Raw genomic sequence first — 21,966 nt, 5'->3', positions numbered from 1 at the left:
CATCCCTTATCGTGTCGCTGATGCTAACTGCCCGGTCGATACCACATGTTCCGTGCACTCTATCGGTGAAAAGAATCGCGCCAGTAACTGCGGCGTCACCTCGGCAACGTCGTTATGTATCCAGTTCGGTTGGTTGGTTTTATCAATGATCAGTGCGCGAACCCCTTCCCTGAAATCGCCTTCCAGACCACAGCGCAAGGTGAGGTTAAACTCCAGATCAAAGCACTCTTTAAGTGAAAGGTTTTGGTATTGCGTCAGTTGCTGATAGCAGATACAAAGAGAAAGCGGACTGCCATACTGCATGTTTTTTTGTGCGGCAATAAACCATTTGTCATCCACTTCAGCAGCACTGATCGCCTGGATAATCTCCGGCAGATCACCACAGCACAACTGCGCTATCTGTTCGGCATGGGGCATTAACAGGCCGTCCATCGCAGGCTGATTGTCAAAACCGGCAATCAGCGCGTCCAGTTTGCCTGCTACATCACTTTCCGCCAACCAGCTCACCGTGGCCAGTTGCCCGACAAAACGCGCCTTCTCTTCTGCGGGTGCAACCCATCGGCATAAACCAAGTGCTTTCATGTCAGCGGCGTTAATTTGGCATGCAGTTAAGCTGAGAAAAAGTGCCAAATGTTTCGGTAAATGATTTAGAAAATACGTCGCCCCTACATCCGGATACAGCCCGATTTTTATTTCTGGCATGGCAAAACGTGTGAAACTTGCCGCAACGCGATGACTCGCGCCCATAAACAGCCCGACGCCACCGCCCATTAAATAACCCTGCCCCCAGGCAATGATAGGTTTAGGGTAAGTGTGGATCAGGTGATCACAGCGGTACTCCAGGCTGAAAAAGCGCTCCATCGACTCAAATGCGGCTTCAAACTGTTGCTCTTTATTTGCCAGCGCGCGATAAATCGCCTGAATATCTCCCCCGGCACAAAACGCCTTCTCGCCACTCGCATGCAGCAGCACCGCGACAACTGTATTATCCGACTGCCACTCGACCAGCTGCGCATAAATCTGCTCAATCATGCTATAGCTAAGCGCGTTAAGCGCCGCCGGATTATCCAGTTCCAGCACTCCAATCACCGAGCCGTCCGCGCACTCAATCTGTGACACATTTACTTTGCCCGTCATGGCGCCTCCTTTAGTTGTTTTGCCAGTTGGGCTTACGCTTTTGCAAAAAGGCGTTTACCCCTTCAGTCTGGTCGTGAGTATCAAAAAGCTTTAAGAACAACTCCCGCTCCAGTACCAAACCAGACGCATGGCTTTGACTGCGGCGGCTTTGGATCAACGACTTACATGCAGAAACCGCTCGCGGCGACTGTCCTGCCACTCGCTGCGCCAGCGTCATCGCCGCCTCGAGTGCCTGACCTTTTTTAACCACTTCCTCAATTAAGCCAATTCGCAGCCCTTGCTCTGCTGAGACGCGTTCACCACAAAGGATCATCCGCTTAGCCCAACCTTCACCCACCAGTGCGGTTAAATTTTGTGTCCCGCCGGCACACGGCAGCAACCCTACCGATGCCTCAGGCAATGCCATCTGTACCGGCTCTTCTGCGATACGAATATCACACGCCATGGCCACTTCCAGTCCGCCGCCCATTGCGTAACCATTGATGGCCGCAATTGAGACGCCGTCAAACGCCGCTAAGGCCTCAAAGGCTTCACCAAAGGCAAACGCCATATCTGCCGCCATGGATTTATCACCCGAGGCAAAGCTGTTGAGGTCCGCACCGGCAGAGAAAAACTTCTCACCTTGCCCGGTTAACACCAGCGCGTAAACTGACCGGTCATTACTGAGCTCGATCGCCAGTGCTTTAAGTTGGTTGAGAGATTCAAGCGTCCAGGTATTGGCCGGGGGGTTGCTGATGGTCAGCCTGGCAATATGTGCTTCTCTCTCCAGTTTGATCTGTACTGTCATGATTTTTTCGTCCTTGAATTAGATTAATCGGTCACACCTTTGGCTAAACCAGCTCAACGCCTTCGGTGAGTAAACGCCGCGCCACAATCAGACGCATGATCTCGTTAGTGCCTTCAAGGATCTGGTGGACGCGGACATCTCTGAAGTGTCGCTCAACCGGGTACTCCTTGATGTAGCCATACCCCCCGTGGATTTGCAGCGCCTGGTCGCAGACTTTAAAGCCCACATCGGTCGCAAAACGCTTGGCCATCGCACAGTAGGCACTTTTCTCTACATGCTGAGCATCAAGTTTGGCCGCGGCTAAGCGCACCATTTGCCTTGCAGCGACCAGTTCGGTCGCCATGTCAGCCAGTTTGAACTGCAGTGCCTGGAAGTGCGCCAGTGGCCGACCGAACTGCTTGCGCTCGGCCATGTACTGTTTGGCTTCGTTCAACGCTTGTTGCGCCGTCCCCACGGAACAGGTTGCAATGTTAATCCGCCCGCCATCAAGCCCCAGCATGGCGAACTTAAACCCTTGCCCTTCTTCACCGAGCAAATAACTGGCCGGAACGCGCACGTTATCGAACGTGATCATCCGTGTCGGCTGGCAGCTCCAGCCCATCTTGGCTTCTTTTTTGCCATAGCTGATCCCGTCACAGTCAGCAGGAACAACAAAGGCAGAAATCCCGGCTGCGCCTTCACCACAGGAACGCGCCATCACCACCAGCACATCGGTATCACCGGCACCGGAGATAAACACTTTGGCGCCATTCAAAACAAACTCGTCGCCGTCACGCACCGCGTTGGTGGTCAGAGACGCGGCATCTGAACCGGCATTCGGTTCGGTTAAGCAGTAAGAAGCCAGCTTTTCGCCCGAAACCAAATCGGCACTGAACTGCTCCGCCACTTCCGGTTTGGCAAAGCTGGTGATCATCCACGTTGCCATGTTATGAATGGTCATAAAGGCGGTCGTCGCAGTGCAGCCCATCGCCAGTTGCTCAAAAATAATCGCCGCATCCAGACGTGATAGTCCCAAACCGCCATGCTCTGGCGGCGTATAAATACTCAAAAAACCGAGCTCACCCGCCTGCCGAATCACATCTTTAGGAAAGTGCTGGCGCTCATCCCACTCTGCCGCATGAGGCGCCAACATTTGCTCGGCAAATTGCCTGGCCACATCGGCAAAGGCCAACTGATCTTCATTTAATTCAAAATCCATCTTGAAATCCTAGCTTGTGAATAGTTTCCATCGAATATGAGCCAGGCCGCGACCGCCGCCTGGCTACAGTCCAGTCAAGTGGGGAGATCACTTAAGCTGAATGGTCATGTTCGGTCCGCTCGGAATGTCGTCGTCAAACCAGCGGGTGGTTACCGTTTTGGTTTCAGTGTAAAAACGCACCGCCTGTTTGCCGTAAGCATGCAGGTCCCCATAGAAGCTGCCTTTCCAGCCCGTGAATGAGAAGAAGGGCAGCGGTACCGGAATTGGCACATTAATGCCAACGTTACCCACTTTAATATTGTGTTGATACTTTCTGGCCGCCGCACCGTTGGCAGTGAAAATCGAGGTACCGTTACCAAAGCGGTTGGCGTTAATCAGCTCTATCGCTTCATCAAGATCATCCACTTCCATAGTCAGCAGCACCGGGCCAAAAATTTCTTCCTGATAGATCGACATATCGGTTGTCACATCCGTAAACAGCGTCGGCCCCACCCAGTTGCCATTCGGGAACCCATCCACCTGACAGTCTGTGCCATCTAGCACACAACTTGCGCCGGCCGCTTTGCCCTCTTCAATCAGGTTCACCACCCGCTGTTTGGCCTGGGGGCTGATCAGCGGACCATACCCTGCCCTTTCATCGTCCCACGCGCCAGGGTGAACCTGAGATAACGCTTCTTTAAGCTCTGGGATCCATTGTTTGGTTTCACCGACAAACACGGCGACTGAAATCGCCATACAGCGCTGCCCCGCCGCGCCGACCGATGCCCCGACCAGGTTATTTATCACTTGCTGCTTGTTAGCATCCGGCATGATCACCATGTGGTTTTTCGCCCCGGCAAATGACTGCACACGCTTAAGATGGTCAGTCCCGGTTTTATAGATGTATTCACCAACGGGTACTGAACCCACAAACGAAATCGCCCGCACCACCGGATCGGTTAAAATCCTGTCTACCTGCGCTTTGCTGCCATGAACCACCTGCAAGACACCTTTAGGCGCGCCCGCTTTTTCAAACAGCTCGGCCAGCCGCATCGCCGTTAACGGTACTTGCTCTGATGGCTTGAGAATAAAGGTGTTACCACAGGCGATTGCCATCGGGAACATCCATAACGGGATCATCGCGGGAAAGTTAAACGGCGTAATACCGGCACACACACCAAGCGGCTGGATATAGGAGTAACCGTCAATGTTAGTCGCGACGTTTTCAACTGTTTCCCCCATCATCGAGCTACAGATATTGGCCGCCTGCTCCACCACTTCAATACCGCGCCAAACGTCCCCTTTCGCATCAGCCAGGGTTTTACCCGTTTCGCTGGAAAGCAGCGCGGCGATATCATCATGTTGTTCTTTGAGCAAATGCTGATAGCGCAACATCAGCCTGGCCCGCTCCGGCGCTGCCACCTCCTTCCAGCGTTTGAAGGTTTCAGCGGCGCTAGAAATTGCCGCATTCATTTCCGATTCCGTGGCGCATGGAACCTGCGCTATCACTTCATTGGTTGCCGGGTTGGTCACATCTAGCCATTGTTGAGAGTCGGAGATGGCGAACTCACCGCCAATATACTGCTTTACTTGTTCTGTCATGATGACATCCTTGTATTGTTCAGCTTTTCACTGACTGCTGTTTGGTATGATTGCCACAGGCTGGTGCTGCGGTCAGAAAATGGTTGTTCCGGTTATGCTCAGCAGATTTCAATCGCAATCGCTGTCGCCTCACCGCCACCAATGCACAGCGATGCGATGCCACGCTTACCACCGGTCTGCTTGAGGGCATGGATAAGGGACACCAGAATGCGGTTACCACTCGCACCAATCGGGTGACCCAACGCACAGGCGCCGCCGCGCAGGTTCACTTTGTTTGGATCCAGCTCGAGAGCTTTGACCGCGTATTGGGTGACTACGGCAAAGGCTTCGTTGATTTCCCACAGATCGACCTCCGACTTATCCCAGCCGGTTTTATTCAATAACTGCTCAATGGCGAATACCGGAGCAATGGTGAACTCTTGCGGTATTCTGGCATGAGTGGTGTGGGCAACAATTTTGGCAAGCGGCACCAGGTTTTCCTGTCGGCCCAGTTCACTGTCGACCAGAACGATCGCAGATGCCCCATCGGAGATTGAACTGGAGTTCGCGGCTGTCACGCTGCCGTCCTGGGCAAACGCCGGGCGCAGAGTTGGGATCTTGTCGACATCCAGTTTGCCCGGCTGCTCATCATCGACCACCTGGATATCGCCATGACGTTGTTTGACGCTGACAGGCATAATTTCTTCTTTGAACAACCCCTTCGCTACCGCTTGCTGCGCACGTCTGACCGACTGCTGCGCCCAGTTATCCATACTTTCACGACTGAACTGATACTTTTGTGCGGTTTGCTCGGCATAAACGCCCATCAATTGCCCCTGATAGGCATCTTGCAGGCCATCGTAAAACATGTGATCCAGCACCTGCTCATGACCTAAACGGAAACCATCGCGGGCTTTCTTCAATATGTATGGTGACGCTGACATATTTTCCATACCACCGGCGATCACCGCTTTGGCACTGCCCGCCTGGATAAGATCATGCGCTAACATCACGGTTTTCATTCCAGAGCCACACACCTTGTTCAGTGTGGTACAGCCGACTGACTGCGGCATGTGTGCCTTCAGGCTGGCCTGACGTGCCGGAGCCTGACCGACCCCTGCGGCCAAGACACATCCCATTAACACTTCATCAATCTTTTCAGCAGCTAACTGCGTTTCAACCATTGCCCCCTGTATTGCCAGTGCGCCCAGCCGGGTGACTTCGGTTGAAGCAAACACACCTTGAAACGCGCCTATCGGGGTTCGCTTAGCGGCAACAATCCATGTTTCGTTATTCATTTTTTAACCTTTCATTGACGTTTGCGTAATAAATATACTAACATTTACGTTAACGTCAAGTTTTGAGGTTATTGTTGTTCGATTGTTTGGCTAGGTTTTGGGTAAACGTATGTAAATTCAATGCTCAACGGACACTGCTATTTATTTACTTTAACGTTAACGAGTTGTATATTCTTTCTTATGGTTATACGAAAGTCGAAAGGTTAAGTAATGAATACATTTAAGATCAGTGAGCTCGCCAGAGAGTTTGATATTACAACCCGTAGTATTCGCTTTTACGAGGATTTAGGGCTGATTACTCCCGAGCGTAGAGGCAGCACTCGAATCTACAATGGTCGCGATCGAATTAGACTGAAACTGATTCTGCGAGGTAAGCGCCTCGGCTTTTCTCTTGCAGATATCAAAGAGTTGTTTGAACTCTACGACACCGATCAAAGCGCTGAGCAGTTGCACTATATGATCCGGCTGATCGAAGACAAAAAGGCCACGTTGCAACAGCAGGCAAATGATATCAATGCGGTAATGATGGAGTTAAATGCCGCTAAGTTGCGATGTGAAAACACACTTAGATCTATAAATGGTGACAACGCCACCTGACAGCTCATAACCGGGATGTAGGTGGCGTATAGGCAAGGATACGCAATGAAATCTACCTACTCTTCCCTGAACTTTGTATACGATGAAAACACCAGTTTGCTCCGTGAGCAAATCAACAGCTTCGCGGCAAATGAAATTGCGCCGTTAGCGCAATCTATCGACCAATCTAACGACTTCCCTAACCACCTTTGGTCCAAACTCGGCGACATGGGATTGCTGGGTGTCACCACCAGCGAAGAGTATGGTGGTGCCAATATGGGCTACCTCGCTCACGTGATCGCCATGGAAGAGATCAGCCGGGCTTCAGCCTCGGTGGGTTTAAGCTACGGTGCCCACTCCAACCTGTGTGTCAATCAAATCCACCGCAACGGCACAGCCGAACAAAAACAAAAGTACCTGCCTAAACTCATCTCGGGTGAACATATCGGCGCGCTGGCCATGAGTGAGCCGGGAGCCGGCTCCGACGTGGTCTCAATGCAGCTTAAAGCAGAACGTAAAGGCGATATTTACCTACTCAATGGCAATAAGATGTGGATCACCAATGGTCCCGATGCGCACACTTACGTGGTATACACCAAAACCGAACCCAGCCTGAAAGCCAAAGGCATTACGGCCTTTATCATTGAACGTGGTTTCCCGGGTTTCTCCCAAGCGCAAAAGCTCGACAAACTGGGCATGCGCGGCTCGAACACCTGCGAGCTGGTATTTGAAAATTGCGAAGTGCCGGCAGAAAACATTCTCGGTGTCGAAAATCAGGGCGTCAAAGTGCTGATGAGTGGGCTGGATTACGAACGCGTGGTTCTGGCGGGTGGTCCGCTGGGCATAATGCAAGCCTGTATGGACATCGTGGTGCCGTATATCCACGATCGCAAACAATTTGGTCAGTCGATCGGTGAGTTCCAGCTGGTGCAGGCCAAGGTTGCGGATATGTACACCCAGATGAACGCGGCAAAAGCCTATGTCTATGCGGTCGCTGCCGCTTGCGACCGCGGCGAAACTACCCGTAAAGACGCGGCAGGTGCGATCCTCTACAGTGCCGAATTAGCCACCAGAATGGCACTCGACGCAATTCAGTTGCTGGGTGGCAACGGGTACATCAATGAGTTTGATACCGGTCGGCTGCTGCGTGACGCCAAACTGTACGAAATTGGTGCCGGCACCTCCGAAATTCGACGCATGCTAATAGGCCGAGAGTTGTTTAACGAGAGCGCATAACGCTAGGCGCATGACATTGAAATAACTTCACTATTCAACCTAATACCAGTCCGGCTCGCTGTCCGGTTGGTATCAATGCAGCGGCGAAGTCCATTCGCCGCCCGAATGGAGATCGGCTTGTTATGGCTTGTTTGACAACTAATATCAATACCCAATCTGAGCAGTATCAGGAAAACTACCGCTCGATGGCCGCCCTGGTAGATCAGCTCTACACCGTTACAGCGAAAATCGAAGACGGCGGAGGTGAGAAGGCGCGCCAGCATCAGCAAAAAAAAGGCAAACTCCCTGTGCGGGAGCGTATTCTTGCCCTACTCGACCCCGGTTCGTCATTTCTGGAGATTGGCCAGTTTGCCGGCTGGGATGTGTATCCCGACTACGTCCCCTGCGCTGGCGTAGTGGCGGGGGTCGGTATCATTGACGGTATCGAATGCATGATTGTCGCCAACGACGTGACCGTAAAAGGCGGCAGCTACTACCCGCTCACGGTAAAAAAACACCTGCGGGCACAGGAAATTGCCGAAAAATGCCACTTGCCCTGCGTCTACCTGGTCGACTCCGGCGGTGCCAACCTGCCACGGCAGGATGAAGTATTTCCCGACCGGGATCATTTTGGCCGGATTTTCTACAATCAGGCTCGCATGTCTGCGAAAGGCATTGCGCAAATTGCCGTCGTCATGGGGCTGTGTACTGCTGGCGGTGCCTATGTACCGGCAATGTGCGATGTGTCCATCATCGTTAAGCAGCAAGGGACGATATTCTTAGCCGGCCCGCCACTGGTCAAGGCGGCAACGGGTGAAGAAGTCAGCGCGGAAGATCTGGGCGGCGCAGAAGTACACTGCCGCACCTCAGGCGTGGCCGATTATTATGCCGAGAATGACCACCATGCGCTGCAACTGGCCAGACAGGCGGTCTCACAAATCAACCACCTGAAACCGGCCCAGTTACGCCAGAAAGCCGCCCAGCCACCACGGTTTTCACCACAGGAGCTGTACGGCATCGTCGGCACCGATCTGAAAAAGCCGTTTGACGTCAAAGAAGTGATCGCCCGCATCGTCGATGACTCCCAGTTTGACGAATTCAAGGCGCTGTTCGGACAAACCCTGGTGTGTGGCTTTGCCCATATCCATGGCTTGCCGATCGGCATTGTCGCCAACAACGGCATCCTGTTCTCGGAATCGGCGCAAAAAGGCGCGCACTTTATCGAACTTTGTGCCCAGCGCAAGATCCCGTTGCTGTTTTTGCAGAACATCACCGGTTTTATGGTCGGGCAAAAATATGAGGCCGAAGGCATCGCCAAGCACGGCGCCAAGATGGTTACCGCGGTGGCCTGCGCCGATGTACCGAAATTTACCGTGGTTATCGGTGGCTCCTATGGTGCCGGAAACTACGGTATGTGCGGCCGCGCCTACGATCCAACCATGATGTGGATGTGGCCGAACGCCCGTATCTCGGTGATGGGTGGTGAACAGGCTGCCGGAGTGATGGCGCAGGTGACCCGCGATATCAAAGCGCGTAAAGGCGAGAGCTGGAGCGAGGAGGAAGAAGAAGCGTTCAAGCGCCCGATTGCTAATCAGTATCAAGAGCAAAGCCATGCGTACTATGCCAGTGCGCGTCTGTGGGATGATGGCATTATTGACCCGACCAAAACCAGGGATGTACTGGCCATCGCCTTATCTGCAGCACTCAATGCGCCAATACCTGACAGCAAGTTCGGTATCTTCCGCATGTAACATGCGTAGCTGACTTCAACCTTTATATCCCCCGCTATTCAGGTGTTGAACCGATGGATAGCGGCCTCTGGAACCATTGACATAGGACGTCACATGACCGGACTACTGCTTGATAAACACAACGATGGTGTTACGTGGTTGAGCCTGAACCGACCAGAAAAACACAATGCATTTGATGACCAGCTGATTGCCGCCCTGATTGAGACTCTGGATCAGCTCAATCAGGATCCATCAGTCACTGCGTTAGTATTAACCGCACAAGGCAAACACTTTTCCGCCGGCGCGGATCTCGCCTGGATGCAATCGATGGCGACTAAAACCGAAAGTGAAAACCTGCAAGATGCCGAACAGCTGGCCATGCTGCTGCATAAACTGGATACTTTCACTAAACCTACCATTGCGTTAGTGCACGGCGCCGCATTTGGCGGCGCACTTGGCCTGATCTGTTGCTGCGACATCGCAGTTGGCACGCCGGACAGCCGCTTTTGCTTGAGTGAAGTGAAGCTCGGGCTATTACCCGCTACCATCGGGCCTTACGTGATCCGTACGATTGGCCAGCGCCAGAGCCGGCGCTACTTTCTAACTGCCGAGCTGATAGACGCCGATACCGCCCGCTCGCTGGATATTCTTCATCTGGTTTCATCCGAGCCAGACAGCGCGGTAAACCACATACTTAAACAGTTACGGGGTAACGGACCAGCAGCGATGCAAGCAGCAAAAGCGCTGTGCCTGCGCAGCCATAATCACCCGATTAACCCATCATTAATCAACTACACCAGTCAGGCGATCGCATCTGCCCGAGTGTCCGATGAAGGACAGGAAGGACTCAGCGCCTTTTTTGAAAAACGCGCCGCCAATTGGAGGAAGCATGTTTAAGAGAATCCTGATCGCAAACCGTGGTGAAATCGCCTGCCGCATCATCAAAACGGCTAAACGCATGGCGATCGAAACCGTTGCCGTCTATTCAGACGCCGATCGCGCCAGTTTACACGTTAAACAGGCGGATTTTGCTGAATACATCGGCCCGTCACCGGCCAATGAATCCTACCTTGATATTGATGCGCTGATCCGCGCCGCCAAAAAATGGCAGGCAGAAGCCATCCATCCCGGTTATGGCTTTTTGTCTGAAAACCCCAACCTGGCACAAGCCTGTCACGATAACAACATCATCTTTATCGGCCCATCCACCAGCGCCATTGAACTGATGGGCTCAAAATCACAGGCCAAGGCGATCATGTCACAGGCCAACGTGCCATTAGTGCCCGGCTATCACGGCACCAACGACAGTGTTGAGCACCTGCTGGCAGAAGCAGAGCAGATTGGCTACCCGGTAATGCTCAAGGCCAGCCAGGGCGGCGGCGGTAAAGGCATGCGTGTCGTCCATACGGCGGCCGAACTACCCCACGCGGTTGATGGCGCGCAGCGTGAAGCCCAGTCGAGTTTTGGCGACAAACAGCTTCTGATTGAAAAATGTATAATACAGCCTCGACACGTTGAAGTGCAGATCTTCGCCGATCAACAAGGTAACTGCGTCTATCTTTCCGATCGCGACTGTTCGATTCAACGCCGTCACCAGAAAGTGGTGGAAGAAGCGCCGGCGCCCTGCCTCTCAGAGCACCTGCGCAGTCAAATGGGCGAAGCCGCAGTGCAGGCGGCGCAAGCGATCGATTATGTCGGTGCAGGTACGGTTGAATTTTTGCTCGATAGCCGCGGAAAGTTCTATTTCATGGAGATGAATACCCGCCTGCAAGTCGAGCACCCGGTCACCGAACTGATCACCGGCATTGATTTGGTCGAATGGCAGTTACAAGTCGCGAGTGGCGAGCCTTTACCGGTTACGCAGCAGCAGATCAGCCACAACGGTCATGCGATTGAACTGCGTATTTACGCCGAAGATGCGCAGAATGCGTTTATGCCGTCCACCGGCCGGATTGACCATTTGTCTGAGCCCAAAACTGGCACTCATAACAGAACGGGGCTGGTTCGCGTCGATAGCGGCGTGGCTCAGGGCGACGAAATCAGTGCGTTTTACGATCCGATGATCAGTAAGCTGATTGTTTGGGGGGAAAATCGTGACATCGCCTTAACGAAGCTTAAGCAGGCGTTAAGGCGTTATCACATTCGTGGGGTGACCACCAATATCGGCTATCTGTACAGTATTATCTCCCAGCCGGCCTTTGCCGATATCAAGCTCGACACCGCGTTTCTCAGCACCTATCAGCGTGAAATTGAAGCGCAGCAACACATCGGCGATTCTGTCTGGCTGACTCTGGCCTGTATCGCCCGCTGGCACAAACTGACTCATCAACCCGGCAGCAGGCCGCTCCCAAGGCCATCCACCCAGGGCTTCAGACTGGCGTTAGACAACCTCTACCGGTTTAACTTATCCAACGCTGAAACCAATCATGAGGTCAGGCTGCGCCACCCCGACGGCACGCCGGTTGCCGGGCAACCGATCATCTTCGATGTCGAAGGTGCCGGGCACCGCCATCAGGTCTGTCTGTTAGAGGCTCAGGAACACTTCGCCATAGAGATTGAAGGCGTGCGTTACACCTATCATGCACTCAGTAATGAAACGCAAACCACGGTGTTCTACCTGGGCCAGCAGCGGAGTTTCTCTCACCAGCCAAGTTTTGATACCTCTAAAAGCCAGGATGACGAGCTCAACCCCACCGCCCCGCTCAACGGAGTGATTTCTGCCGTGCTGGTCAATAAAGGGGATCAGGTTGCCGCCGGAGCTCCGCTCATCGTGCTTGAAGCAATGAAAATGGAATACACCATTACTGCTCCGCAAGCGGTCACGGTCGATGAGCTATTATATCAACAAGGTGATCAGGTCCAGCATGGCGCTGTGTTACTTCACCTTGTGCACGCTGAAGGAAACCAGAGCCAGGAAAAGGAGGCTGAACATGCTGCCAGCGAAAGCTAACATTGTTGAGGTCGGCGCCAGAGATGGCCTGCAAAATGAAGCGGCGGTTACCCTGCATGACAAAGTGCGCCTGATCGATCAGCTCAGCCTGAGTGGCCTAAAACACATTGAAGCGGGGTCTTTCGTCTCGCCTAAATGGGTGCCGCAAATGGCTGATTCCGCCGAGGTATTTGCCAAGATTACCCGGCGTCCCGGCGTGGTGTACAGTGCGTTGACCCCCAACCTGGCTGGTCTGGAACGTGCGATCGCGAGCGGCGTGACACAGGTCGCGGTGTTCGGTTCGGCCTCCGAGTCCTTCAGCCAGAAAAACATCAACTGCAGTATTGCGCAGAGCCTGGCACGGTTCGAGCCGGTGATCGCGTTAGCCAAACAGCACAACATTAAGGTGCGCGGCTACCTGTCGTGCACCATGGTGTGTCCCTACGAAGGTAAAATCAAGCCTGAGCAGACCAGCGCGATTGCCAACGCGCTGTTTGATATGGGCTGCTATGAGGTGTCATTGGGAGATACGGTGGGGAAAGCCACTCCCAACCGGGTTGAGGCAATGCTGAATTCACTGTTGTTGCAGTTGCCAAAAGACGCGCTGGCGGTGCATTTCCACGACACCTACGGTCAGGCGTTAGCCAACATTTACCAGGCGTTGCTGATGGGCATCAACACCATCGACAGTGCGGTGGCCGGCCTCGGTGGCTGCCCCTATGCGCGCGGGGCAAGTGGTAATGTCGCGACCGAAGATGTGCTGTATTTGTGTGAACATCTGGGCATCGACACCGGTGTGGATCTCAACGCCATCAATCAGGCGGGCTGGCAAATCTGCCGCGCGTTAGGCAAAGCACCGGTCTCTAAGGTTGCGCTGGGGCTGGGCGATCCCGACAGCCTTTAGCTTAACAATCCGTACCTCTGCAGCGAACGGGTATGGTGACTCAGCATACCCGTTGGTTGTCTATACCTCTGAGCTGAATCTGAACTGCAATTGGACAGACACTTTCAGAGAGTTTTCTATTTTCCTAATCTGCAACCCAGTTACCATTAATTTTTACCAGTGAGAATGATCAGATACTTATGTCGATTGGTATTATGCAAATTTGAGTGTAATCCAGCCATCTTGTCAGGTCTGCTTCGTTGCAGAATCCACTAGCTACGCTTCTTGTAGAATAGTTGTATTCGTCATTTTAGCGATTAGCCCCCCAACCCGCTTGCGCATTTCACGCCTATCCACAATCATATCGATGGCGCCGTGCTCTAACAGGAACTCACTTCGCTGAAAGCCTTGAGGCAGTTTTTCTCGTACGGTTTGCTCTATGACGCGGCGTCCGGCAAAGCCTATAATGGCCTTTGGCTCGCCGATATTAATATCCCCCAGCATGGCCAGACTCGCTGATACGCCACCCAACGTTTGATCTGTTAATACAGATATATAAGGGAGGCCTTTTGCGGATAAACGATTTAACGCAGCGCTGGTTTTTGACATTTGCATTAACGACATTAATGATTCTTGCATACGTGCACCACCACTGGCAGAAAAGCAAACTAACCCACAATTTGCATCAATCGCAACTTCAACTGCGCGAACAAAACGAGCACCGACAACCGCACCCATTGAGCCAGCCATAAAGGAAAATTCGAATGCACAGGCAACAACAGGTAAACCCAAGAGCCTGCCTTTCATCACAACTAAGGCATCCTTTTCCCCTGTATTATTCTGAGCCAGAGCAAGGCGTTCCCTGTAGCGTTTCAGATCCTTAAATATCAGCAAGTCTTTCGGCTCGTATTCACTGCCAATCTCAACTCGCCCTCCTTTATCCAAAAAACTATCTAAGCGGCAGCGTGCCGCCATCCTCATATGATGTTCACATTTGGGACACACCTCCAGATTCTCCTTAAGAGCCATGCTGTATATAATCTGGTCACACGAGGGGCATTTTGTCCATATTCCATCCGGAATTGATGCTTTACGTGTACTAATTATATTCTTCTTATCTAATAGCTTTTCTAACCAACTCATGAGAAACAATTTCCAGATAACTTTAGTAAGAAGCATTGTATAAGCCTGTTTCTGGTAATAAAGTGCGTTATATGGGTTTAATAATCCAACTTAATGGGATTAAATTAGATGCTTGATAAGATTGACCAGCAGTGGCTTAAAAGTTTTCATTGTGTCTATGAGAACAACAGCTTTAAGCAGGCTGCAGAATTTCTAAGCTTGCCGACATCAAATGTCAACCGCCATATCGCTTTGCTGGAAGAACGGCTGGATATACGATTATTTGACAGGACCACTCGCCGAATTGCTCCGACAGATGCAGGGGAACACCTTTATTTGCGCACACAGCCATTGTTGGACAAACTAAATGATGCACTTGAGGGGCTTTGTTGCTTAATTCAGTGAGAAGACATGGTAGCCCCATGTTGACCAGTTCTTAAACAATATACTGAGTTTCAGGCATACCAAGCCCTGTTGAGCTGCGACTCGGTTTGCGCGGCGTTTTTGAGGACGTCCTCTTCAAACTGCTCTTGATTCTGTCTGGATTGCTCCGCCAACTGCTGGTTTGACGTTATCTGTGATTGCAGCCTCGTCGTGCCAGTTAAAACATCTGACTCCAACCGCTCCAGGTTTTGTCTCGATTGCAATGAAAACTGCTCATTTGACGTTACTTGTGACTGTAAATTCGCATTGCTGCTTTCGACCTTTGATCCTAATTGCTCTAACTTTTGTTGAGACTGCGCTGCAAGCTGTGCGTTTGTTGTGATCTGCGACTGGAGCCGACTGTTGCTTTCTAAAACATCCATTCCAAGTTGATTGAGGCCATCTCTGGTTTGATTTTGCTGTTGTTGATTTTCAGCGATCAGTTTTTCATGAGAGTCCAACCGTTGATCTTGCTCAATTTGCACTTTCTGAACGTCTTGAATGCTGATAGGTGATGTAGGTATTTGGGCATAAGCGCTCACAGATGCGGTACCAAGTGCCAAAGTCACTACTGTCAGTTTTAACTTATTCATAAATTGTTCCTTTTATTAATTTAGAGTCATAGCTCTATTTTTTGGCTGACAAGCTAAAACTAGATCACTGTTGAGCTGGCGAGAAATGGAATTTTATACTAGAAGGCATGAAATAATTTCATGCCTGACGAACAGACGATTTTGATCCCAATCACCCTTCGCGCACTTTTTGCCTTAATTCGCGCTTTATTGAAATTATGACGCAGATACATGCCACCCTTACTGCTTTTTTATTGAGAGTGTTGTTATTTATCTATAGAAGGGGCTCAGTTCTATTTTCTCAACTCTATCGCGATTTTAGATCGAATTATCTCGTAGATGGACTAAAACGAAAATAGGTGAAGAACAGTGGTCTCCCTTCCATTTGAGCTAATAAATATATAAATCACGACCTGTCTAGCGACTAACAAACAACGTGATTACAACAAACTTCACTACTCGTCGAACTTATTTATACCAGCGCATTACATACGCAATAAGTTGATATTCTGCTTTTGAATTTATCCTTTCAACTGCGAGTGAAGATATGAAAAAGCTACTCTTTCTGCTCCTCTTTGTTTTCCAGTCCTGGGCAGCTATCCCTACCTGGAATGATTCATCAGTCTATACCAGCGGTGACATCGTCGAGCACAACAGTCAATTTTGGTTATCAAACTATTGGAATCACAACTCCTCACCACCGGATAACGCTGCCTGGCACCGGTTGACACCGCCTGACCGTGCGTCCGTTAATCATTGGCAACAGGGCGTTGTGTACCAAAAAGGTGATTTTACTCTGCACCAAGGGCAAACTTACCTCGCCCGTCATTACGAAAGCTATGCCGAGCCACAGCCCAACATCGAATGGGATGCATGGGTTGAAGTCAACCTCGACGACTTTGTGCTGCTCTCACTTGATATCGATGATGGCGCAATTCTTGATGAGGCCTTCATCACCATTAAAGGCAGAACCGCAAACAATAACGGAAATACGCAACTCACACTCAATGGCTACCTGGACATCCCTGTGAGCCAGGATGGTCACTTTTCATTTAGCTATATCCTGGTTGATGGCGCGAATCAGCTCGATTTGCAAGCACAGGTTGAAGGTCGGAACCTCGCTCGCCAACTGACTCTGTACTGGAGTGACCCTACACTGCTCGCCGAAAAAGTGATTGGAGAAGCAGGTGGCCAGCTTGTTGCTGACACAGCACCATGGAACGGCGTAAAAGTAATCATCCCGCAAGGAGCGATAACCGAAGCGACACGTTTTACCCTTCACCAGTCAGAGCTTCAACCAGAAGTCCCCCAGGGTGATACCCTCGTTTATCCGCCGCTGGATATTAAACCGTTCGGCATTGAGGGGACGAAAGCATTGACTCTGAGCTTGCCCGTTACTCCGGATCACGAGTACCAGTTATTCGCCGTCACCGAGCAAAGGCTGCAGGCTCTCCCGTTCACCATGACCAACAACCAGCTGATATTTGAGTTTGATGCGATCCACTATCAGGCGTTTTACCTTACCGAAAAAACGGAGGTAGCACCGTCGCAAATCCACGTGCGTACTGGTGCCATTCGAGGTGCCTACGTCTATTTAGACGGCGTCTACAAAGGCCGGAGCCCTCTTATACTTAACAACCTTGAGGCACGCGAACACCTCATCCGTGTCTATGCACCAGGCTACAATGAAGTGTTCTACTCTTTAGCTGCTACCGGTGAAGGTCAACATGTAGACATTAACCTGACGCCTCAATCGAATACCGATGGTTCTGGGATTCAGTTTGATGACGGGTTTCACGATGGGCTGATCGTGTCAGACAACATTCTGATTGTCAGAGGCCAGGTCGATAACGCGCTCTCACCTACGCGGATGATTGCCTCAATAAACGGCAACGAGTCTACGGTGCCGGTTGATGGAAACGGCCGGTTTGAAGCGGTGTTTTCGCTTCTATCAGGAGAAAACCAGTTACAGTTCCGTTCCACCAACAGTCAAGGTAAAAGCTATGTTTCACCGCTGATAACGGTGAAAAATGTCGAAGAAATGGCGATGCTGCGCAGCCTGTCGGCCCTGGGAAGCCAGGCTTCGGAGGCGCAAGCGCGGGAGCTGAAAGCAGTACTGACCTGGTCGTCAAATGATACCGACGTCGATATGCACGTTTATGACCATTTAGGTAACCATACCTGGTATGGCGAGTTAGATGGAATTCCAAATGGTATCCTCGACCATGATGATGTTGATGGATACGGACCAGAAACTTTCTCAATGCTTCAGCCGATACCGGGCAGTTATCAGTTTAAACTGCATTACTACAGTGACCACGGAAATGGCCCGACAACAGCTGAAATAAAGATCTGGCTCGGCACCGAGCTTGTTCATACCGCGAGCAAAACCTTAACTGACGGCGAGTGGTGGGACGTTTATACCGTTGAAATTGCGGAATTTAATATCGAAAGCATCAGCTGTACGGCTTGCCGCCCTGTCGAAGGCGAGTTTACCACCAACGACCAGTTAACCATCAACCTGAGTAATGTTGAAGGGATTGATGCCTCGACATTGAGCTTGTCGGTTACTGAAACGAATGAAGCGTTCGACGTCCCTGCACAGAACATTGTTTATGACTCTGCTGCCAACGCGTTTAACGTAACGTTGTTACATGAACCTCTCAGCTCATTAATCGACCCGCGTAATAGCAGAGCATTAACCTACCAGTTAGTAGCACAGTACACCACTGAAAGTGGCGATGTGGTCTCCAGCCGCCCGGTAACACTGACTCAAGACACCAAGTCACAAATTCGTCAGGAATACATCGACAAACGGGCCTTTGAGCCTGCATTCGCACGAAACACACCTGAGCGTCACTCATTGATCAGTGCTAACGAGTTTGTCTTGGGCAATGATGAATACTTCACCTACAGAGAGTTTGCCAGATACTCAGATTTTCCCGATTATTGTGCCATTGACCAGTCGCGCGATATTGCCAATACACTGCGCCGTGCCTGGGGTCACCCGCTGAGAATGACATCTGGCTGGCGTAACCCGAGAAGAAACGATACGCTCGGTGCGGCATCGGTGAATAGCCTTCACCAGTCCGGGGATGCGGTTGACTTTAATCCATCATTCAACAGGGCTAACTGGCCGCAAGGGGTAACAAGTTATCAAGCCGCTCAAGTTCGGCTTACTAACCTTGCCGGGGCAACGTTCGATAATGCTCTGTATGATTATCTCTTCCACGCCAATCACTTACACGTGGAATATGACCCGAGGTAATCTTAATCGCATAAATACAGCCGCCGCCATTTCGGCGGCTTTTGTTTGGTTACTTGGCATTCCTCGATGTGTGTACTTCAGGATCGACCTCATCGTTTCCCTTTAACATCGCTTCTTCCTGTTTCTGTTTTTCGTGCATGGCTTCGATAAGTTGACGATCTAATCTGGCAAAGTACATGTCTTCTTCCGCTTTACCTTTCAAGCGCAGTTTCTCTGTAAAGTCCATCTCTAGTCACCTCTTCGCTATGACTATCTGATAAAAGTATAGATTAATAGCTGAAAGAGAGATGATTAAAGCCTGTGGCAGGCTCAGAGTCAGGAAATGCGCTTATCACAATAAAACATGTTAAAACGAGTAAATGAAGGGAGCACAGATTTATTCACCAATTAATCGGGAATCTTGTGCAAAGATAGACCATGCTTAATTTATCAGTTTAGTGAAGCGAATAAGACATTTAAGCGTATGAATGTTCCCGATATTTTTATAGCATCCATTATCGGTATCCTATTGTTGATGGCGGTATCCGTCACGGCGTCGCTGGCAGCAAAGGCCTTACGTATCCCATTTCCTATTATTCTGGTGCTCTCCGGGGTACTCCTCGCCCAGCTGCCACAACTGCCTCAAGGCGTAAGTATTTTTTATCAGCCGGATATAGCCGAAAAAACCATTTTGTTTATTTTGCTGCCACTGATGGTCTTTGAGGCTGCATATAAATTTGATGTATCTAAATTTGCCGACAACTGGATAGCCATTGCGATGATGGCGATCCCCGGAGTGATCTTCTCCACCTTGGTGATTACCTCCAGCTTATTCTTTACCGGCATTCTGCCTCTGCAAACCGCTTTATTACTCGGCATCATTTTAAGTGCCACCGATCCAAGCGCCACCATCGCGATCTTCAAAGAATCCGGAGCCCCCAAAGATCTCATCACCATTATCGAAGGAGAAAGCCTGTTTAATGATGCAACGGTCATCGCCGCATACAAAATCACCATACTGGTGTTTGCAATGAACCTGAGTACTTATGACATGCTGCTCAATGGGTTCTGGCAGTTTTCCTGGCTGATTGTGATTGGGACCGTTTGTGGTTACCTGATTGGCCAATTGCTACTCTGGCTGATGCAAGTGCTTCCCGATGAACCATACATCGAAATCAATATTAGCCTCATCGCGGCAATTGGCTGCTTTATCGCCGTCGAGCTGTATATTCATGCCAGCAGCATTGTGGCTCTGACCGTCTGCGGCTTGCTGTTAGCCAAAAACACCCCGCTGCCCATCAGCAACGTGTCTAACGAATACCTAAACAGCTTCTGGACTTACCTGTCGGACTTAGCCAGGGCGATAATTTTTATCCTGGTTGGCCTATGGTTAAATTTTGAACTGATAGCATCACACCTACCGATGACAATGCTGGTTCTCGCCAGTATGCTGGTAGCACGCGCGGTCTTTGTCTACTTCATCTTGCCCTTTTTCGGCCGGCTCCGGCGCCTTGCGTACTCCTTGCCCAAACCCTACCAACATATCTGCCTGTGGGGTGGTCTGAGAGGCGCCGTCACCCTGGCACTTGCCATCCTGGTTATTACAGACACCTCAATGTTCAGCCTGGAAGAAAGGGAAACCCTGCTGGCAGTGGCAATGGGCGCGGTATTTTTTACCATTCTGGTTCAGGGGCTGACGCTTTCTCCCCTTGCCAGTAGGCTTGATATGGATGAAACCAGCATAGAAGAAAAAATCACCAAAAAAGAGCTGATGCTGTCTGCGATGAAAGCCAGCGAAAAAGTGCTGACACATCTGACCCAGACTCCACTGGCCGACAGTGGCGCTCCGGATGAAATGATACAATCACTCAAGTCCCATGTCCGAAAGGAGCAACAAGCCTTGCAACACCTGTATACATCCCAGGTCGATACGGAAAGCCTATACACAAAACTGATCATGGAAGGACTAAGTATCGAAAGTGGCTACCTGTACCTGCTCTATGATCAGGGGCTGGTTTCTGCAGATGTCTATCACCTACAGCGAGAGTTCCTTGAGCAGCAAATGGATGCCGCCCGGCATAAGTACCACCCACCAGGCAACCACGCCAACAGCAAATGGTGGAAGCAAAACGAGCTGCTCAACTGGAAAAAACATCATACCGCCAATATAACCAACCAGTATGAACTGGCATGGTCGCGGCTACTTACCGCTGAGTTTACCTTAGCCGAACTGAAAGAACTGCTAGACGATTACCCGGTCGACCCGGCAATGAAGCAACGCATCCTGCTTATCTGGCAATCATGGCACCAACAGAGTTCAGATACGGTCCACCGACTGGACAACACCTACCCGATTATCACCGCGACAGCCCATAGAAAGTGGCTGCATAACATGCTCAATACGGTCCATAAAGCCCATCTGGAAAAGTTTGTTCGTCAGCGGCTGATCAGCCCCTCAGATAAAGAGCAGATTATACAACAGCTCAAGAGCATTACTTCATCGTCATACAGAGATTCATTAGACAATATTAAGGCTGGTGATGGCACCGACAACGGCGTGAAATAGCAGTTCTCACAATCAGTCCCGCACATATGACACTCGAAGCGTATAACGATAAACAACACGATGCTTTTAGAAATGAGCAATTCCGGCCACTTGACGGTTTCAGTTCTGGCAGCATTCAAGCAACAGGTGCCCATCTTTGATCAATCTGACCTTTGATTCAGACTTAAATGCTCCATAGCCAGCAATAAGCTAATTATCAACATCGACCGTATTTATTTTTTGATGGTTCGATCAAGCCATTCCACTTTCAGCTATGGAAGTGAACATTTAAAAAACCATAGGAAATTAATTTAAATATCATGAGGATATATTTAACTCATATCCCCACCCAATTAAAGGCATTGATAATCATTGCTAGTACATTTAGTTACTTACACTAATAACAAACTTATTACTGTGAGTTTTGATGACTTTTCTTATTATTAAAACACTAGTTTACAGCAAATAATTTGATAGCAACTAATATTTTACTCAGTGACTTCTGTTATGCGTATGCATTTACAGAAATCCGTTTAATTATGCTTTCATGGGGCGAAGTGTTGAAAGCATTTTTAATATATTAGTTTACTTTTTTATCAAAGACCTAACCAAGGTGCATATCCAGGGCAAGATTACGAAGCCCCTTGCCCCGCAAGGACTTGAGAAAGGTACGCATTACTGCGATTCGCTTTCTTTTGCTTTCTCTTGATCCCTGCTTTAAAACTTTTCTCCGCCGTAAGCAAA

At 50.4% G+C, this 21,966-nt stretch carries 16 protein-coding genes and 1 pseudogene; 9 read left to right on the top strand and 8 right to left on the bottom strand.

What is annotated here, in order from left to right:
- Positions 1 to 6: 6 nt before the first annotated feature.
- The 5 genes from P2G85_RS00085 to P2G85_RS00065 form a co-directional block, all read right to left on the bottom strand.
- On the bottom strand, positions 7 to 1,137 hold the full coding sequence (locus tag P2G85_RS00085) for an enoyl-CoA hydratase/isomerase family protein (protein ID WP_275862074.1): 1,131 nt from the start codon (positions 1,135 to 1,137) through the stop codon (positions 7 to 9).
- Positions 1,138 to 1,147: 10 nt separating this feature from the next.
- Positions 1,148 to 1,924: an enoyl-CoA hydratase gene (locus tag P2G85_RS00080; RefSeq protein ID WP_275862073.1), complete on the bottom strand. Its 777-nt coding sequence runs from the start codon at positions 1,922 to 1,924 to the stop codon at positions 1,148 to 1,150.
- Positions 1,925 to 1,967: 43 nt separating this feature from the next.
- Entirely contained in the window at positions 1,968 to 3,122 is a 1,155-nt protein-coding gene (locus P2G85_RS00075; RefSeq protein WP_275862072.1) for an acyl-CoA dehydrogenase family protein, read from the bottom strand.
- An 87-nt stretch (positions 3,123 to 3,209) separates the two neighbouring features.
- Positions 3,210 to 4,703: a CoA-acylating methylmalonate-semialdehyde dehydrogenase gene (locus tag P2G85_RS00070; RefSeq protein WP_275862071.1), complete on the bottom strand. Its 1,494-nt coding sequence runs from the start codon at positions 4,701 to 4,703 to the stop codon at positions 3,210 to 3,212.
- A 98-nt stretch (positions 4,704 to 4,801) separates the two neighbouring features.
- Positions 4,802 to 5,980 (bottom strand): thiolase family protein, encoded by a 1,179-nt coding sequence (locus P2G85_RS00065; RefSeq protein ID WP_275862070.1) that lies wholly within the window; start codon positions 5,978 to 5,980, stop codon positions 4,802 to 4,804.
- 210 nt (positions 5,981 to 6,190) lie between these two features.
- Here P2G85_RS00065 and P2G85_RS00060 point away from each other — a divergent pair, with 210 nt between their 5' ends.
- The 6 genes from P2G85_RS00060 to P2G85_RS00035 all read left to right on the top strand — a co-directional run bounded on the left by P2G85_RS00060 (position 6,191) and on the right by P2G85_RS00035 (position 13,334).
- The gene (locus P2G85_RS00060; protein WP_275862069.1) at positions 6,191 to 6,577 is read left to right on the top strand and encodes a MerR family DNA-binding transcriptional regulator; all 387 of its coding nucleotides are present in this window, start codon (positions 6,191 to 6,193) and stop codon (positions 6,575 to 6,577) included.
- A gap of 45 nt (positions 6,578 to 6,622) precedes the next feature.
- On the top strand, positions 6,623 to 7,792 hold the full coding sequence (locus tag P2G85_RS00055; RefSeq protein WP_275862068.1) for an isovaleryl-CoA dehydrogenase: 1,170 nt from the start codon (positions 6,623 to 6,625) through the stop codon (positions 7,790 to 7,792).
- A gap of 122 nt (positions 7,793 to 7,914) precedes the next feature.
- Positions 7,915 to 9,522: a carboxyl transferase domain-containing protein gene (locus tag P2G85_RS00050; RefSeq protein ID WP_275862067.1), complete on the top strand. Its 1,608-nt coding sequence runs from the start codon at positions 7,915 to 7,917 to the stop codon at positions 9,520 to 9,522.
- 93 nt (positions 9,523 to 9,615) lie between these two features.
- Complete coding sequence (locus tag P2G85_RS00045) at positions 9,616 to 10,398, top strand: enoyl-CoA hydratase-related protein (protein ID WP_275862066.1); 783 nt, start codon at positions 9,616 to 9,618, stop codon at positions 10,396 to 10,398.
- Positions 10,391 to 12,451 carry an acetyl/propionyl/methylcrotonyl-CoA carboxylase subunit alpha gene (locus P2G85_RS00040; protein ID WP_275862065.1) on the top strand — a complete coding sequence of 687 codons (2,061 nt, stop codon included), beginning with the start codon at positions 10,391 to 10,393 and terminating at the stop codon, positions 12,449 to 12,451. The genes P2G85_RS00045 and P2G85_RS00040 overlap by 8 nt, the downstream gene beginning before the upstream one ends.
- Positions 12,432 to 13,334 carry a hydroxymethylglutaryl-CoA lyase gene (locus P2G85_RS00035; protein ID WP_275862064.1) on the top strand — a complete coding sequence of 301 codons (903 nt, stop codon included), beginning with the start codon at positions 12,432 to 12,434 and terminating at the stop codon, positions 13,332 to 13,334. Before P2G85_RS00040 ends, P2G85_RS00035 begins: the two co-directional genes overlap by 20 nt.
- 255 nt (positions 13,335 to 13,589) lie before the next feature.
- On the opposite strand, the gene accD is transcribed toward P2G85_RS00035, so the two are convergent.
- Positions 13,590 to 14,456: an acetyl-CoA carboxylase, carboxyltransferase subunit beta gene (gene accD / locus P2G85_RS00030; protein ID WP_275862063.1), complete on the bottom strand. Its 867-nt coding sequence runs from the start codon at positions 14,454 to 14,456 to the stop codon at positions 13,590 to 13,592.
- A gap of 108 nt (positions 14,457 to 14,564) precedes the next feature.
- Between accD and P2G85_RS00025 the strand changes: the two are divergent.
- Positions 14,565 to 14,816 (top strand): annotated as a pseudogene (locus tag P2G85_RS00025) (LysR family transcriptional regulator); the annotation flags it as partial.
- A 74-nt stretch (positions 14,817 to 14,890) separates the two neighbouring features.
- On the opposite strand, the gene P2G85_RS00020 reads toward P2G85_RS00025, so the two are convergent.
- Positions 14,891 to 15,451 (bottom strand): hypothetical protein, encoded by a 561-nt coding sequence (locus tag P2G85_RS00020; protein WP_275862061.1) that lies wholly within the window; start codon positions 15,449 to 15,451, stop codon positions 14,891 to 14,893.
- 526 nt (positions 15,452 to 15,977) lie between these two features.
- On the opposite strand from P2G85_RS00020, the gene P2G85_RS00015 reads away from it, so the two are divergent.
- Positions 15,978 to 18,698: a PEGA domain-containing protein gene (locus P2G85_RS00015; protein WP_275862060.1), complete on the top strand. Its 2,721-nt coding sequence runs from the start codon at positions 15,978 to 15,980 to the stop codon at positions 18,696 to 18,698.
- Positions 18,699 to 18,747: 49 nt separating this feature from the next.
- Here P2G85_RS00015 and P2G85_RS00010 read toward each other — a convergent pair whose 3' ends face one another.
- A complete protein-coding gene (locus tag P2G85_RS00010) occupies positions 18,748 to 18,924 on the bottom strand; it encodes a hypothetical protein (protein WP_275862059.1) in 177 nt (58 codons plus the stop codon).
- Between the two features lie 237 nt (positions 18,925 to 19,161).
- Between P2G85_RS00010 and P2G85_RS00005 the strand changes: the two genes are divergently transcribed.
- Positions 19,162 to 21,243, top strand: a complete 2,082-nt coding sequence (locus P2G85_RS00005) for a sodium:proton antiporter (protein WP_275862058.1) — start codon at positions 19,162 to 19,164, stop codon at positions 21,241 to 21,243.
- Positions 21,244 to 21,966 lie beyond the last annotated feature (723 nt).

The sequence above is a fragment of the Vibrio sp. CAU 1672 genome, assembly GCF_029223195.1.
Taxonomy (GTDB): domain Bacteria; phylum Pseudomonadota; class Gammaproteobacteria; order Enterobacterales; family Vibrionaceae; genus Vibrio.
Note: the sequence above shows the minus strand (reverse complement) of the source record. Positions and strands in the feature narration are given on the sequence as shown.